The organism is Rhizobium sp. CECT 9324, from assembly GCF_918741265.1.
Classification (GTDB): Bacteria; Pseudomonadota; Alphaproteobacteria; order Rhizobiales; family Rhizobiaceae; genus Allorhizobium.
Map to the genome: position 1 here is coordinate 1,978,129 of NZ_CAKKMZ010000001.1, position 15,282 is coordinate 1,993,410.

At 60.9% G+C, this 15,282-nt stretch carries 11 protein-coding genes and 1 riboswitch; of the genes, 10 read left to right on the forward strand and 1 reads right to left on the reverse strand.

The window, feature by feature from the left end; translation table 11 throughout:
• Nucleotides 1-201: 201 nt before the first annotated feature.
• From clpP to LQ231_RS09825, 6 genes are all read left to right on the forward strand, one after another.
• Entirely contained in the window at nucleotides 202-837 is a 636-nt protein-coding gene (clpP, locus tag LQ231_RS09800) for an ATP-dependent Clp endopeptidase proteolytic subunit ClpP (protein WP_113140981.1), read from the forward strand.
• Between the two features lie 293 nt (nucleotides 838-1,130).
• Nucleotides 1,131-2,408, forward strand: coding sequence for an ATP-dependent Clp protease ATP-binding subunit ClpX (gene clpX, locus LQ231_RS09805; RefSeq protein ID WP_113140982.1), 1,278 nt, complete (start codon nucleotides 1,131-1,133; stop codon nucleotides 2,406-2,408).
• A gap of 441 nt (nucleotides 2,409-2,849) precedes the next feature.
• Nucleotides 2,850-5,267, forward strand: a complete 2,418-nt coding sequence (gene lon / locus LQ231_RS09810) for an endopeptidase La (protein WP_230171212.1) — start codon at nucleotides 2,850-2,852, stop codon at nucleotides 5,265-5,267.
• A 205-nt stretch (nucleotides 5,268-5,472) separates the two neighbouring features.
• Nucleotides 5,473-5,748 (forward strand): DNA-binding protein HupB, encoded by a 276-nt coding sequence (hupB, locus tag LQ231_RS09815; RefSeq protein ID WP_007606160.1) that lies wholly within the window; start codon nucleotides 5,473-5,475, stop codon nucleotides 5,746-5,748.
• Nucleotides 5,749-5,884: 136 nt separating this feature from the next.
• A riboswitch (FMN riboswitch) is annotated at nucleotides 5,885-6,042 on the forward strand.
• Between the two features lie 130 nt (nucleotides 6,043-6,172).
• Complete coding sequence (locus tag LQ231_RS09820) at nucleotides 6,173-7,072, forward strand: DMT family transporter (RefSeq protein ID WP_230171213.1); 900 nt, start codon at nucleotides 6,173-6,175, stop codon at nucleotides 7,070-7,072.
• A 102-nt stretch (nucleotides 7,073-7,174) separates the two neighbouring features.
• A complete protein-coding gene (locus tag LQ231_RS09825) occupies nucleotides 7,175-9,373 on the forward strand; it encodes an esterase-like activity of phytase family protein (protein ID WP_230171214.1) in 2,199 nt (732 codons plus the stop codon).
• Between the two features lie 88 nt (nucleotides 9,374-9,461).
• Here the strand turns inward: LQ231_RS09825 and LQ231_RS09830 are convergent, their stop codons facing one another.
• Entirely contained in the window at nucleotides 9,462-10,448 is a 987-nt protein-coding gene (locus tag LQ231_RS09830; RefSeq protein ID WP_230171215.1) for an aldo/keto reductase, read from the reverse strand.
• A 147-nt stretch (nucleotides 10,449-10,595) separates the two neighbouring features.
• On the opposite strand from LQ231_RS09830, the gene LQ231_RS09835 reads away from it, so the two are divergent.
• From LQ231_RS09835 to LQ231_RS09850, 4 genes are all read left to right on the forward strand, one after another.
• Nucleotides 10,596-11,687 carry a hypothetical protein gene (locus LQ231_RS09835; RefSeq protein WP_230171216.1) on the forward strand — a complete coding sequence of 364 codons (1,092 nt, stop codon included), beginning with the start codon at nucleotides 10,596-10,598 and terminating at the stop codon, nucleotides 11,685-11,687.
• Nucleotides 11,688-11,827: 140 nt separating this feature from the next.
• Nucleotides 11,828-13,144 (forward strand): MFS transporter, encoded by a 1,317-nt coding sequence (locus tag LQ231_RS09840; protein WP_230171217.1) that lies wholly within the window; start codon nucleotides 11,828-11,830, stop codon nucleotides 13,142-13,144.
• Between the two features lie 121 nt (nucleotides 13,145-13,265).
• Nucleotides 13,266-13,985, forward strand: coding sequence for a GntR family transcriptional regulator (locus tag LQ231_RS09845; protein WP_230171218.1), 720 nt, complete (start codon nucleotides 13,266-13,268; stop codon nucleotides 13,983-13,985).
• 34 nt (nucleotides 13,986-14,019) lie between these two features.
• Nucleotides 14,020-15,162 (forward strand): Xaa-Pro peptidase family protein, encoded by a 1,143-nt coding sequence (locus LQ231_RS09850; RefSeq protein WP_230171219.1) that lies wholly within the window; start codon nucleotides 14,020-14,022, stop codon nucleotides 15,160-15,162.
• Nucleotides 15,163-15,282: the final 120 nt, after the last annotated feature.

The following is a 15,282-nucleotide window of genomic DNA, read 5'->3' on the forward strand; positions in this document are numbered from 1 at the left end:
CGCCGCCGATGCTTTGCCTTGCCATTGGCAAAAGCCTCGCAAACCCGCTAGTCGGGTGGCTGTGGTCTGTGTGGCACCATTAAGGATATCCCTCTCTCGCGTCTTGAATGTCAGGGTGCGGACACTCTATGTAGGGGTTGACAGATTTTATGTGATTCCCGCCGCCGATCGGTGCCGGGGAGAAGCTGATAAAGGACCGACATGAGAAATCCCGTTGATACCGCCCTGGCTCTGGTGCCGATGGTCGTGGAGCAGACCAATCGCGGCGAACGCTCCTACGATATCTTCTCCCGACTGCTGAAGGAGCGGATCATCTTCTTGACCGGTCCGGTCGAGGACAACATGGCGTCGCTGGTCTGTGCCCAGTTGCTCTTCCTTGAGGCCGAAAACCCCAAGAAGGAAATTGCCATCTACATCAATTCGCCGGGCGGCATCGTCACCGCAGGCATGGCAATTTACGACACGATGCAGTTCATCCGTCCGGCCGTATCGACGCTGTGCGTCGGTCAGGCGGCGTCGATGGGTTCGCTGCTTCTGGCAGCCGGCGAAAAGGGCATGCGCTTTGCGACGCCCAACGCCCGTGTCATGGTGCATCAGCCTTCGGGCGGCTTCCAGGGGCAGGCGTCCGACATTGAGCGCCATGCTCGTGACATCATTAAGATGAAGCGTCGCCTCAATGAGATCTACGTGAAGCACACGGGTCGCACGCTCGAAGAAGTGGAAAACACGCTTGACCGTGACCATTTCATGGAAGCAAGCGAAGCGCAGGAATGGGGTCTGATTGACCGTATTCTGACGTCGCGTGTTGAAGTTGAAGGTGCAGCTCCGTCGGCCTGATACCATTGCGGCTTATCCTCCAGCGCCATGAGGCGCCGCAGGATGTGAACAGCCGAGGGGTTTAAAGTCGGCGCGAAAGCGCTAATAGTAGAATTAAGGCTATGTTGAATTCTTATGACATAGTCTGCCGCGTTAAGGGGTTTTCGTTGCCGCCGTTCCGGGTCTTGCTCGGATCGGCTAGTAGCTCCTGATCGGAAAGGGTTTCGGCCATCGGTGGTGGTCGGAGCCGGACGGTTTGAGTGATCGCCCTGCCGCAACAACGCGGTGGCGCGGCGTGCTGGAAGGATAAAGACATGAGCAAAGTCAGCGGAAGCAACGGCGGTGACTCCAAGAATACCCTTTATTGTTCCTTCTGCGGCAAGAGCCAGCACGAGGTCCGGAAGCTGATTGCCGGACCGACGGTATTCATCTGCGATGAATGCGTCGAACTCTGCATGGATATCATCCGCGAAGAGAACAAGTCTTCGATGGTCAAGTCCCGCGAGGGCGTTCCCACGCCGCAGGACATCATCAAGATCCTCGACGAATACGTGATCGGCCAGAAGCAGGCCAAGAAGATCCTGTCCGTCGCGGTCCACAACCATTACAAGCGTCTGTCGCATGCCTCCAAGGGTGGCGATGTCGAGCTTGCGAAGTCGAACATCCTGCTGGTCGGTCCGACCGGCTGCGGCAAGACCTATCTTGCCCAGACGCTCGCCCGCATCATCGACGTTCCCTTCACCATGGCGGATGCCACGACTCTGACCGAAGCCGGTTACGTGGGTGAAGACGTAGAGAACATCATCCTCAAGCTGCTGCAGTCGGCCGACTACAATGTCGAGCGCGCCCAGCGCGGCATCGTTTATATCGACGAGGTCGACAAGATCAGCCGCAAGTCTGACAACCCGTCCATCACCCGCGACGTCTCGGGCGAGGGCGTGCAGCAGGCGCTGCTGAAGATCATGGAAGGCACGGTTGCTTCAGTCCCGCCGCAGGGTGGCCGCAAGCATCCGCAGCAGGAATTCCTGCAGGTCGACACGACGAACATCCTGTTTATCTGCGGCGGCGCCTTTGCCGGTCTCGACAAGATCATCTCGGCCCGCGGCGAAAAGACCTCGATCGGCTTCGGCGCGACGGTCACTTCGCCGGAAGATCGTCGCGTTGGCGAAGTGCTGCGTGAACTTGAGCCGGAAGACCTGGTCAAGTTCGGCCTGATCCCGGAATTCATCGGTCGTCTGCCCGTTTTGGCAACGCTCGAAGATCTGGACGCCGACGCCTTGATCCAGATCCTGTCCGAGCCGAAGAATGCGCTCGTCAAGCAGTATCAGCGCCTGTTCGAGATGGAAGACGTCGAACTGACGTTCCACGAGGACGCACTGCGTGAGATCGCGCTGAGGGCGATCACCCGCAAGACCGGTGCCCGCGGCCTGCGCTCGATCATGGAGAAGATCCTTCTCGACACCATGTTCGAACTGCCGGAACTCGAAGGTGTCCGCGAAGTCGTCATCTCCGACGATGTGGTCAAGGGCTCCTCGCGCCCGCTGTACATCTATGCGGATCGGCAGGAAGAAAAAGCCAACGCTTCCGCGTAGGCAAGTTGAGCTGACACAATCACAAAAGGCTCGCCATGTTGGCGGGCCTTTTTTGTATCGTCATGAATTTGCGGGGAATTCTATCGTGCATGCGCGCGCGATGGATGTCGCTTGCGATAGGCTTGGATTGGAATCGGTAGTCAGCGTGGTCTTGCTCGGACGTATGCGTCCGATTTTCGCCCGCGTTATCCCTTATCTTCTTCGCTTTAATCCACAGCGCATTCAGACATGCACGCATGGTTCGGACCAGCCTAAGTGATTAGTGTAAAAGTTCGACGCACTCTGTCATGCTGTCGTCACAGATTCGCGACCGCACCTTCGGTCAGGCTTGAATAACGCATGCCGCCACTCCACTTGTTGGGGGAGCAAGAAATATGCCGGTCGCCTTCGGGGGCAGGCATCAAGTCCCGGGTTACATCGGGACCTCGGAAAGGAAGTGAAATGCCGAAAACGTCTGCTGCACACGAGAGCAATACCTATCCGGTGCTGCCTTTGCGCGACATCGTGGTCTTCCCGCACATGATCGTGCCTTTGTTCGTCGGCCGTGAAAAATCCATCCGCGCTCTTGAAGAGGTGATGGGTTCCGACAAGCAGATCATGCTGGCCACACAGATCAACGCCAGTGACGACGATCCGTCGCCCTCCGCCATTTACGAGGTCGGTACGGTCGCCAATGTCCTGCAACTGCTGAAGCTGCCCGATGGCACCGTCAAGGTGCTGATCGAAGGCCGCGCGCGCGCCAAGATCGAATCGTACACCGCTCGTGAAGATTATTATGAGGCGTCCGCCCATGTTCTAGCCGAGCCGGAAGAAGATGCCGTCGAGATCGAAGCGCTTTCGCGCTCGGTGGTCTCCGAATTCGAAAACTACGTCAAGCTGAACAAGAAAATCTCGCCGGAAGTCGTGGGTGCCGCGAGCCAGATCGAGGATTACTCGAAGCTCGCCGACACGGTCGCTTCGCACCTGTCCATCAAGATCACCGAAAAGCAGGAAATGCTCGAAACGGTGAGCGTCAAGACGCGCCTTGAAAAGGCCCTTGGCTTCATGGAAGGCGAGATTTCGGTTCTCCAGGTCGAGAAGCGCATCCGTTCGCGCGTCAAGCGCCAGATGGAGAAGACCCAGCGCGAATACTACCTCAACGAACAGATGAAGGCGATCCAGAAGGAACTCGGCGACGGCGAAGACGGTCGCGATGAGATGGCCGAACTGGAAGAGCGCATCGCCAAGACCAAGCTTTCCAAGGAAGCCAAGGAAAAGGCCGACGCCGAGCTGAAGAAGCTGCGCCACATGAGCCCGATGTCAGCCGAGGCAACGGTTGTTCGCAACTACCTCGACTGGCTGCTCGGTCTGCCATGGAACAAGAAGTCCAAGGTCAAGGTTGATCTCAACCTTGCTGAAAAGACCCTCGATGAGGACCATTTCGGCCTCGACAAGGTCAAGGAACGCATTGTCGAGTATCTGGCGGTGCAGGCCCGTGCGACCAAGCTCAAGGGACCGATCCTGTGCCTCGTCGGACCTCCGGGCGTTGGTAAGACGTCGCTTGCCAAGTCGATCGCCAAGGCGACCGGCCGCGAATATGTGCGCATGGCGCTGGGCGGCGTTCGTGACGAAGCGGAAATCCGCGGTCACCGTCGGACCTATATCGGTTCGATGCCCGGCAAAATCGTGCAGTCGATGAAGAAGGCGAAGAAATCCAACCCGCTCTTCCTGCTCGACGAGATCGACAAGATGGGCATGGATTTCCGCGGCGACCCGTCTTCGGCGCTGCTCGAGGTGCTGGATCCGGAACAGAACTCGACCTTCATGGACCACTACCTGGAAGTCGAATACGACCTGTCCAACGTGATGTTCGTCACGACCGCGAATACGCTGAATATTCCCGGCCCCCTGATGGACCGCATGGAGATCATCCGCATCGCCGGCTACACCGAGGATGAAAAGCTGGAAATCGCCAAGCGTCACCTTCTGCCGAAGGCGATCAGGGAACACGCCCTGCGCCCGGAGGAATTCTCCGTTGCAGACAGTGCGATCATGGCGATCATCCAGCAGTACACCCGCGAAGCCGGTGTGCGTTCGTTCGAACGCGAATTGATGAAGCTCGCCCGCAAGGCGGTCACCGAGATCATCAAGGGCAAGGTGACCTCGGTTGCCGTGACCGGTGCCAACATCAACGAATATCTCGGCGTTCCGCGCTATCGCCACGGCGAAGCGGAAGGCGAGGATCAGGTTGGTGTCGTCACGGGTCTGGCCTGGACGGAAGTGGGCGGCGAACTGCTGACCATTGAAGGCGTGATGATGCCGGGCAAGGGGCGCATGACCGTAACCGGCAACCTGAAGGAAGTGATGAAGGAATCGATTTCGGCAGCGGCATCCTATGTCCGCTCGCGCGCCGTCGATTTCGGCATCGAGCCGCCGCGCTTCGACAAGTCGGATATCCACGTGCACGTGCCGGAAGGTGCGACGCCGAAGGATGGTCCGTCGGCCGGTGTGGCGATGGCAACGGCGATCGTCTCGATCATGACCGGTATTCCGGTCAACAAGGACGTGGCGATGACGGGTGAAATCACCCTGCGCGGCCGCGTGCTTCCGATCGGTGGCCTGAAGGAAAAGCTGCTCGCAGCGCTTCGTGGCGGCATCAAGAAGGTTCTGATCCCGGAAGAAAACGCCAAGGACTTGGCGGACATTCCGGACAATGTGAAGAACAATCTCGAGATCGTTCCGGTGTCGCGCATGGGCGAGGTTATTCGCCATGCGCTGCTGCGTGTGCCCGACCCAATCGAGTGGGATGGCACCGTTGAAACGCCTGCCATCGGCACCGTCGAAGGCGTCGATGAAACCGGTGCGGCGATCGCTCACTGAGGCATTTCTGCCATGCTTGCGCCATAAAGGCGAAAAACAACGAAAAAGGCTGGCATTTATGCCAGCCTTTTTTGTGAAAAGTCTCGGGAATGGCTTGTTTTCCGGGGTATTCGGGTGCTTTTGAGTTGCGCAGGGCAGAAGCATTCGTATTCTCCGCCCGACTTATCCATTGAGTCGTTTCATACCAATCAGAAAGGGTGGAAACATGAACAAGAACGAACTCGTATCCGCGGTTGCCGAGAAGGCTGGCCTGACTAAGGCCGATGCGGCCTCTGCCGTCGATGCCGTTTTTGAAACGGTCCAGGCTGAACTGAAGAGCGGCGGTGACATCCGTCTCGCCGGTTTCGGCGCGTTCACCGTGGCTCGTCGCGAAGCCTCCAAGGGCCGCAACCCGTCCACCGGTGCTGAAGTCGATATTCCGGCTCGCAACGTTCCGAAGTTCACGGCCGGCAAGGGCCTGAAGGACGCCGTCAACTCCTAAGGGAGAACGGTAAGCCGCCCCGTGTTTTACGGTGGTCGCAGACAAGACTTGAGCCCGGCCATTGTGCCGGGCTTTCTTTTGCCCGTCTTGCGTTGCAGCAAACCTTGCCATATTCCTTGCGAGCCGGTTTGCCGGCATTCGTTCTCAGGGCGGGGTGCAACTCCCCACCGGCGGTAAGGGGATCCCCAAGCCCGCGAGCGCCTGTTTCTTTCACGGCAGCGTCGGAAGGGCAGGGTCAGCAGATCCGGTGTGATTCCGGAGCCGACGGTATAGTCCGGATGAAAGAGAATGAGGTCATCGATCGCGGTCTCGTCCGGCTTGCCGGGTGAACGCGATTTGCCGTCTTGTCGCCCGGTTTCGGGCGGTTCTGTCGTCACCTCATCTGTCCTGATTTGTGTTGGTCCTTCGCAAAAGGAAAACGGACATGAATCAGAGCTCCTTGTCGCTCTTCCGCTCCCGCGCCTTCACCGGCGCCGCCTTCATGGTTCTGGCGGGCATCGCCTTTGCCGTGCTCAATGTCGTGACCCAGTGGCTTGCCATGACGCTCGGCTTCCCGGCCGCCTCGACGGCGTTCTGGCAATATGGCTTTGCCCTCGTTCTCTCCCTGCCGCTGTTGTTTCGCCTCGGTCTGAAGGCCATGCGCACCGACTATCCGTTGCGCCACGCCTTTCGCGTTTTGCTGGCCGCCTTCGGCGTTCAGGCCTGGGTCATGGGTCTTGCCACCGTGCCGATCTGGCAGGCAATCGCACTGGTGATGACGTCGCCCTTCTTCATCATCATCGGCGCCCGTCTCTTTCTGGGGGAAATCGTCGGCCCTGACCGCTGGCTCGCAACCTTTGTTGGTTTCGTTGGCGCCATGATCATTCTCCAGCCCTGGTCCGACAGCTTTTCGCTGCCTGCTCTGCTGCCTGTCCTCTCCGCCCTCCTATGGGGTGGATCTTCATTGCTGATGAAGAACCTGACGCAGTTCGAAGCGCCGGAAACCATCACGGTCTGGCTCCTAGTTCTGTTGACGCCAATCAACGCCGGCCTCGCCATGGCCTCCGGCTTCGTCATCCCGGAAGGTTTGGCTTTATGGCTGCTGCTGGCGGCGGGCCTTTTGACCGCGATCGGCCAATATCTGTTGACGCTGGCCTACAATGCTGCGGATGCCGCCTATGTTCAGCCTTTCGACGATCTGAAGCTGCCGTTGAATGTCTTCGCCGGCTGGCTGGTCTTCGGCTATGCCCCAAGCGGTTATCTGTGGATTGGGGCTCTGCTGATTCTCTGCGCATCGCTCTTCCTGATGTTGCGCGAAGCCGGTCGCGAGGCGCGATCGAACTAAACTCAGCGTTGGTGTCCGCAGCGACGGCTATTGTCATCCGCCTGTCATTCACATGACGCAAAAGCCTCCTGTTCCCATTTTTCGGAAACAGGAGGTTTCCCCATGACGTTTGGTATTTCCCGTGTCGCCCTGACGGCGGCTCTTCTCGCATCCGTGGCGCTGCCCGCCTCAGCTGAACAGGTCTTCAACCGTATTGCCGCCTTCCCGGTCGCCACCAATCTGCCGGCCGACAAGGACAAGCTCTCGACCACGTCGGCCGAAATCATCACAGCTTCGGAAGACGGCATGACGCTGGTCTATTCCGACAGCCCGCTCGGCGGCATCGGCTTCGTCGACATCACCGACGCCAAGGCCCCCAAGGCCGCTGGCGCCCTGATGATGGATGGCGAGCCGACATCGGTTTCGGCCATCGGCAACAAGGTCCTGGTGGCCGTCAATACATCCGAGAGCAAGGTCAAGCCGTCGGGCCGCCTGGCCGTCGTCGATATCGCGTCCAAGGCGATCGACCTGACCTGCGATCTCGGCGGTCAGCCGGATTCGGTTGCGATCTCCCCGGACAAGACATTCGCCGTCGTCGCGATCGAGAACGAGCGTGACGAAGAGCTGAACGAAGGCAAGTTGCCGCAGATGCCAGCCGGTGATCTTGTCATCGTCGGCCTGAAGGACGGCACGGTCGATTGCGCGTCGCTGAAGCATGTTGTCATGACCGGTCTCGCTGGCATTGCCGGTGATGATCCGGAGCCGGAATTCGTCTCGATCAACAGCCTCGGCGAAATCGCCGTGACGCTGCAGGAAAACAACGAGATCGTCATCGTCGACGGCAAGACCGGCGAAGTGAAGACCCATTTCACCGCAGGTACTGTTGACCTCGACGGCATCGACACCAAGTCGGATGGCGCACTGAAGTTCACCGGTAAGAAGGAAGGCGTGCTTCGCGAGCCTGACGCCCTGAAGTGGCTCGACGACAACCGTTTCGTCGTTGCCAACGAAGGCGACTATGAAGGCGGATCGCGCAGCTTCACCATCTTCGACAAGACCGGCAAAGTTGCTTACGAATCCGGCGCTTCGCTGGAGCTGGCCATTGCCCAGATCGGCCACTTCCCAGACAAGCGCGCCAAGTCCAAGGGCGTCGAGCTCGAAGGCCTGGAAGCAGCCACCTTCGGCGACCAGAAGTATTTCTTCGTGCTGTCCGAGCGCGCTTCTGTCGTCGGCGTCTACAAGGACACCGGTGCCGAGCCGGAACTTGTGCAGTTGCTGCCGTCGGGCGTCTCTCCGGAAGGCGCTGTCGCCATCCCGGGTCGCAACCTGCTCGCCACCGCCAATGAAGTGGACCTTGGCGAAGACGGGGGCCCACGCTCGCATGTGATGCTGTATGAACTGGCCGAGGGCACGCCCGCTTATCCGATGATCCGCTCCGATATCGTCGACGGTGCGCCGATCGGATGGGGTGCCTTGTCCGGTCTCGTCGGCGATGCCGAAAAGGCGGGAACGCTCTACGCCGTCAACGACAGCTTCTATTCGGCGCAACCGACCATCTTCACGGTCGACGCAACGCAGAAGCCTGCCGTCATCACCGCAGCCCTGCCGGTCACCCGTGGTGGCCAGGCAGCCCAGAAGCTGGACATCGAAGGCATCACACTGGACGGCAAGGGCGGCTTCTGGCTCGCCTCCGAAGGTGATCCGGCCAAGCTTGTCGGCCACGGCATCTACAATGTCGATGCCAAGGGCGAGATCAAGTCGGAGATCGGCTTCCCAGTCGAACTTCTGGCAGGCCAGACCCGCTTCGGCCTCGAAGGCATCACTTCCGTTGGCGAAGGCGACGACCAGACCCTGTGGATGGCCGTGCAGCGCGAATGGAAGGACGACGAGAAGGGCACTGCCAAGCTCGTTTCCTACAACATCAAGGCCAAGGAATGGGGCGCTGTCAGCTACCCGCTCGACAAGACCGAAGCCGGTTGGGTCGGCCTGTCCGAGATCACCGCGCATGACGGCAAGCTCTACATCGTCGAGCGCGACAACCAGGTTGGCGACAATGCCAAGCTGAAGAAGCTCTACACCGTAGCCATCGCCGACCTGAAGCCGGCCAAGCTCGGCGAAAAGCTGCCGCTCGTCACCAAGCAGGAAGCGCATGACTTCCTGCCCGACCTGAAGGCGGCCACCAACGGTTATGTCGTCGACAAGCTGGAAGGCTTCGCCTTCGACGCGGCTGGCAATGCCTTTGCCGTGACCGACAACGACGGCGTCGATGATTCGTCCGGCGAGACCCTGTTCTGGCAGGTCAACCTCAAGGGCACCAACTGATCCCTCGCGGATCTGCCACCATCTGAATCAGAAGAGGCCGGGTGATCGCTCACCCGGCCTCTTTTTCGTTCAGGTCTTGGCCCTGCGACTACCAGCGATGATGCACATGCGGTGCGATCAGCCGATCATAGGTGTCCTTGGCGGCCGCCATGACGTCTGCGGAAAGCGCGGCAAGGTCTGACGCTGCGGCATTGGCCTTGGCCTGTTCACCGTTGCGCGCACCGGGGATCACGACCGTGACCGCCTCGTGCATGAGGATCCAGCGCAGCGCGAATGCAGCCATGGTGCTGCCGGCCGGCACCAGCTTTCGGATTTCCTCGACAGCGGCAAGCGCGGTCTCGAACGGCACGCCGGCAAAGGTTTCGCCGACATCGAAGGCTTCGCCATTGCGGTTGAAGTTGCGATGGTCTTCGGCGGCAAACTGCGTGGCAGCGGTGATCTTGCCCGAAAGAAGTCCGCTTGCCAGCGGCACGCGCGCGATCACCGCAACGTTGCGGCGCTTGGCTTCCTGGAAAAACAGCCCGGCGGCGCGCTGGCGGAACATGTTGAAGATGATCTGGACGCTGACGACACCCGGATATTCGATCGCCTTCAGCGCTTCCTCGACCTTTTCGACCGACACGCCGTAATGCTTGATCTTGCCGGCCTTGCGGATCTCTTCAAGACCCTCGAACATCTCGGGACGGTAGTAGACCTCGGTTGGCGGGCAGTGCAACTGCACCAGGTCGAGGCTGTCGATCTCGAGGTTCTGCAGCGAGCGATCGATGAAGGCTTCGATATTGGCCTTGGTATAGCCGTCCGCCACATGCGGATTGAGCCGACGTCCTGCCTTGGATGCCACCATCGGCCGTTTACCGCCGCGCGCCTTCAGCACGTCGGCAATGATCCGCTCCGACCGGCCGTCGCCATAGACGTCGGCGGTGTCGATGAACGTCATGCCAGCATCAAGCGCTGCATTAAGCGCGGCACGACCATCCGCCTCGGAGACCTCTCCCCAGGACCCGCCGATCTGCCAGGCGCCGAAACCGATATCGCTCACCGTAAATTCTGTGCGGCCAAAAGCATGTTGTCTCATGAATATCTCCCTGAAATGTCGTTGCGGCTACCAATTGGCGCAGGGGCGGGCATGGGTCAACGGCGAACACCGTGTCACGTCGCAAAAACACCGTGAACGGGGGGTAGGCGCTTACACTGTGGAACGCTCCGGCCGGATCGACGAGATATGATGCCTGTTTATGCACTCCTGCGCCTCGCAAGATTGGCGGCCTTTTGCATCGCGGGCTTTGCCGTTTGGGAGGCGGCCTTGCCCGTCTATCGCAGCAGCCTCGCGCTTGGCCTTGTCGATCCCGTCTCGCTCGCGCAGTACCGGCTGGCATTCGCCTCGACGGACGCGTTCCGGAACGAGATCGAGACTGCCGTTGCCGCGGATGACTATGACTATGCCGGAAGTCTCTACAAACTGGCCGTTCAGGAGGGGCACCATCTGCCGATGGATCTGGGCGAACGTGCCGAGGGTACGCTTTTGCGCCGGGCATTCGTCACCGGCAGTGGCGTGGCAAACGGCTTTGTCTTTGGTTCGATAGACAGCGGTTCAGAGATTGCCGGCTCGGTCACCAGCGATCTCATCGGCTTTGGCGATCTGCGCGACTTTTCCGTCGAAGGTTTGAAACTTGTCGGCGGTGGCGACTATGATCCGGTCCTGCTCACCTTGTCGGGTGTCGGGCTTGGTCTGACGGCTGCGACCTACGGCACGGCGGGCGCAGCCGGTGTCGCCGATGCCGGACTTGCCGTCGTCAAGAATGTCCGCCGTGCCGGCCGGATGAGCCGTCCGTTCGCAGCCTATCTGACGAAAACCGCCGGCCGGGTGGTCGATACCAAGCTCCTGCGCCGGGAGATTGCCACGGCTGCCGACGAGGGCGCCCTGGGCCTGTCGCGCGCCCGCACGATCGCCGCTCGTGTCATCGACCCGAAAGCGGCGAGCAGCCTCGTCGATGACGCGCGCGCTCTGGGGGAAATCGGCACGGCCGGTGGCCCGCGCGCGGCGTTCCAGGCGCTGTCGCTGGCGGACGGACCGTCCGACCTGCGCCGGCTGCAGCGTGTCGGGCTGCATTTCGGCGATGGCACCACGGCGGTGATGAAATTTCTCGGCCGCAGCCTGCTGACGATCGGCTGGGAACTCTACGCGCTCACTGCAGCACTGGCGGGCCTTGCCGCAAGCCTTGCGCTGTTTGCCATCCGTCAGGTGATCAAACTTTTGCTCTTCCCGTTCCGCCGTCAGTTGCAGCCCGTGTTCAAGCTTGCATCGGTCATCTGAGCCGGTCGAACGGGGCCTCGCCGTGATCGGCTGAAAACCGGATCAACGTCCAGACCGTATTGCCTTGCAGAACTCGGTCTTGCGACCGCACTGGCGAGGCCTCCATGACGATCTCGATGACTTCTTCCCAAGATGAGGTTATGCCCGCAAAGCGTCTGTTGGCGCTCTATGCGTTGCCCGCAGTGCCGCTCGCCGCCATTGCCCTGCCGTTCTATATTGTCGTTCCCACATTCTATGCCGGAAACTTCGGTATCTCACTTGCCGCCATCGGCGCGGTGCTGCTGGCGATCCGGCTGGTCGATGCGGTGACCGATCCGCTTTTCGGCTGGCTCTCCGATCGTTTTGCCCATCGCCACGGTCGCCGGCGTATCTTTTTCGCCCTGTCGCTGCCGCTGACCGCGCTTGCCGCCTTCATGCTGTTCTGGCCGCCGCAGGATGCGGGCCTCGCCTATCTCGGGCTTTGGGGCACGGCGCTGTCGATCGGCGCCACCTGGACGCTTCTGCCGTATACCGCCTGGGGCGCCGAACTGGCGACGGGATATCAGGCGCGCGTCCGGCTGTCGGCATTCCGGGAAGGGGCAACGCTGATCGGCTCGCTGCTCGCCATTTCGCTGCCTTTCATCGGTGGCCTCGATACGGCACAGGGTTTTCACGGATTGGCGTGGATCGCCGTCTTCATTGCGATCGTCCTGCCGCTTGCCGGCCTGACGACCGTGGCGATGGTCCCCGAACCGACCGACGTCTCCCGACGTCGTCTGTCGCTACGTGAAAGCCTGAAGCACCTGGCCGGCAATCGCCCCTTTCTCCGCCTAGCGGCAGCGTTCCTCCTCAACAGCTTTGCCAATGCCGTGCCGGCGTCGCTGTTCATCTACTTTGTCGGCGAGCGGCTTGGTGTGCCGGCACTGCAAGGCCCTTTGCTATTTGCCTATTTCCTAAGTGCGATTGCCGGTATTCCGCTGGCTGTCTGGTGCGCGGCGCGGCTGGGCAAACATCGTGCCTGGTCTCTCGCCATGCTCGCTGCCTGCCTGATCTTTTCCGCCGCCGGCTTCCTCGGGGAGGGGGACGTCATTCTTTTCACCGTCGTCTGCGTTTCGACGGGCCTCTTGCTCGGCTTCGACCTGACCTTGCCGCCGGCCATCCAGGCAGACGTGATCGACAATGATACGGCCCGGTCCGGCGAACAGCGATCGGGTCTTTACTTCGCTGCCTGGAGCTTTATCACCAAGCTGGCCGTCGCCCTTTCGGCCGGCGTCGTTTTTCCGCTTCTCGATCTGGCAGGCTTCGTCGGCGACCTGAACGCCACCCAGACCGGTCCGGCGCTGTCGGTCCTCGGCGGTCTTTACGCATGGCTGCCGATCATGCCCAAACTTGCCGCCATTGCCATCATGTGGCGCTTTTCGCTCGATGAAGCAGAGCACCGGCGTCTTCGCCATACGCTCGATCTACCGCAACCCTGACACCAGGCAGTCGGCTTGCGCTTCGTCCCGACCTTGACTTTCTCCCGGGAAGCCGGATGAGCTTGATCCACATCCGGCGGCTCATGGCGCCGGGTAAGGTGCGACGAAGCGGATGGGTGCGATGGAAGAGATCAAGGATGGCAATGTGGTCGAAGGAGCGCGTGCACGCGGCTCCGGCAGCCAGACGGTGTACAGCACCTTGCGCCAGGACATTCTGGCCATGGCCCGGGCGCCGGGAAGCCCGCTCGACGAGGTGACGCTGGCCGAACATTTCGGCATGTCGAGGACGCCGGTGCGCGAAGCTCTGTTGCGGCTGGCCTCGGAGGGCCTGGTCACGACGCTGCCCAATCGCAGCACGATCGTCGCCGTCATCGATTTTTCCACCCTGCCGACCTATTTCGAGGCTCTGACGCTGATGTACCGGGTAACCACCCGAGGTGCTGCGCAAAAGAGCGGCAAGGCCGGCATGGACATGATCCACAGGCGCCAGCGCGAATTCACCGAGGCTGTCGCTGCCCAGGACGCCTTTGCCATGATCGAGGCCAATCGCGAATTTCATGTCGCCATCGCAGAGCGTGCGGGCAATGGCTACTACACCAGTTTCTTCGCCCGGCTGCTCGACGAGGGACGGCGAATCCTGCGTCTGTATTACTCGACTTTCGACGATCGCCTGCCGCGCCAATACGTCGATGAGCACGAGGACATGATCCGGGCGATCGTCAGCGGCGATGTCGAGCGCGCCGATGAATTGGCGACCGCCCATGCCGCCCAGATCGTCCACCAGATCCAGGAATACGTCTCCCGCGCCTATGGCAACGCCGTGTCCATGCCGCGCCTCTGACGCCACCATCTTTGATATTCTCCAAGGAATTGCCATGACTGCCTCCCTTCGTCCCGCCCCGATCGCCAATTTTGAGCGGGAGCAGCGGCTGACCCGGCTTCGCGCTGCCATGCAGGCGGCCAATGTCCATGCGCTTCTGCTCGGCTCGACCGAAAGCCTGCGCTACTTCACCGGCATGGTCTGGCACGCCAGCGAGCGCCTGGTCGGCGCGCTGGTGACGCAGACCGGGCTCACCTACATCGTTCCCGGCTTCGAGCAGAGCAAGGTCGAGACGCTCGCCAAGCTCGATGGCGATATCGCTCTTTGGCAGGAAGACGAAAGCGGCGCAGAATGCGTGGCACGGCTGCTGGGGCAGGGCGATCGGCTGGCACTCGACGATGCCATGCCTTTGTTTATCTATCATGCGCTGGCTTCGAAACTTGGCCCTGACCGGCTCCTGGACGGTGGACGGCTGATTCGCGATATCCGCCTGTGCAAGTCCGATGCCGAGATCGCCATCATTCAGTATGCGATGAACCTCACCCTCGAAGTGCATCGCCGGGCCTATGCCTTCATTCGCCCCGGCATACGCGCCTCCGAGGTCGTGCGCTTCATTGACGACCAGCACCGTGAATTGGGCGCTGCCGGCGGCTCCAGCTTCTGCATCGTCTCTTTCGGGGCGGCGACCTCGCTCCCGCATGGCGCAGACGGAGAGCAGACCTACCAGTCCGGCGACGTTATCCTCGTCGATACCGGCTGCCGGCTCGACGGCTACCACTCAGACCTGACCCGCACCTATGTGCTGGATACGCCCGATGCCGATTTTGCCCGCAACTGGGCGATCGAGCGCGCAGCCCAGCAGGCGGTGTTCGATGCGGCAAAGCTCGGTGCCACCTGCGGCAGCCTCGACGATGCCGCCCGTGCGCTGATCGCCAGCCATGGTCTCGGCCCGGACTACCGGCTGCCCGGCCTGCCGCATCGCGCCGGCCATGGCCTCGGCCTCGAGATCCATGAGGAACCCTATATCGTGCGCGGCAACCAGACCCGGCTCGCGCCCGGCATGTGTTTCTCCAACGAGCCGATGATCGTCTTCCCCGACCGCTACGGCATCCGGCTCGAGGATCACATCTACATGAGCGATGCCGGTGCCCACTGGTTCACCGACCCGGCGAGGGGGCCGGCCGAGCCGTTTGCTTGAGGGTTTGAGGCGCAGACAAGTCGAAAGCCCGTCGGATCGCTCCGGCGGGCTTTTTTCTGACCGCTCGTTTGATGACCAGTTGTTTACCGAGAAAAACAACTCTGCTTTGCATGCGCCGTC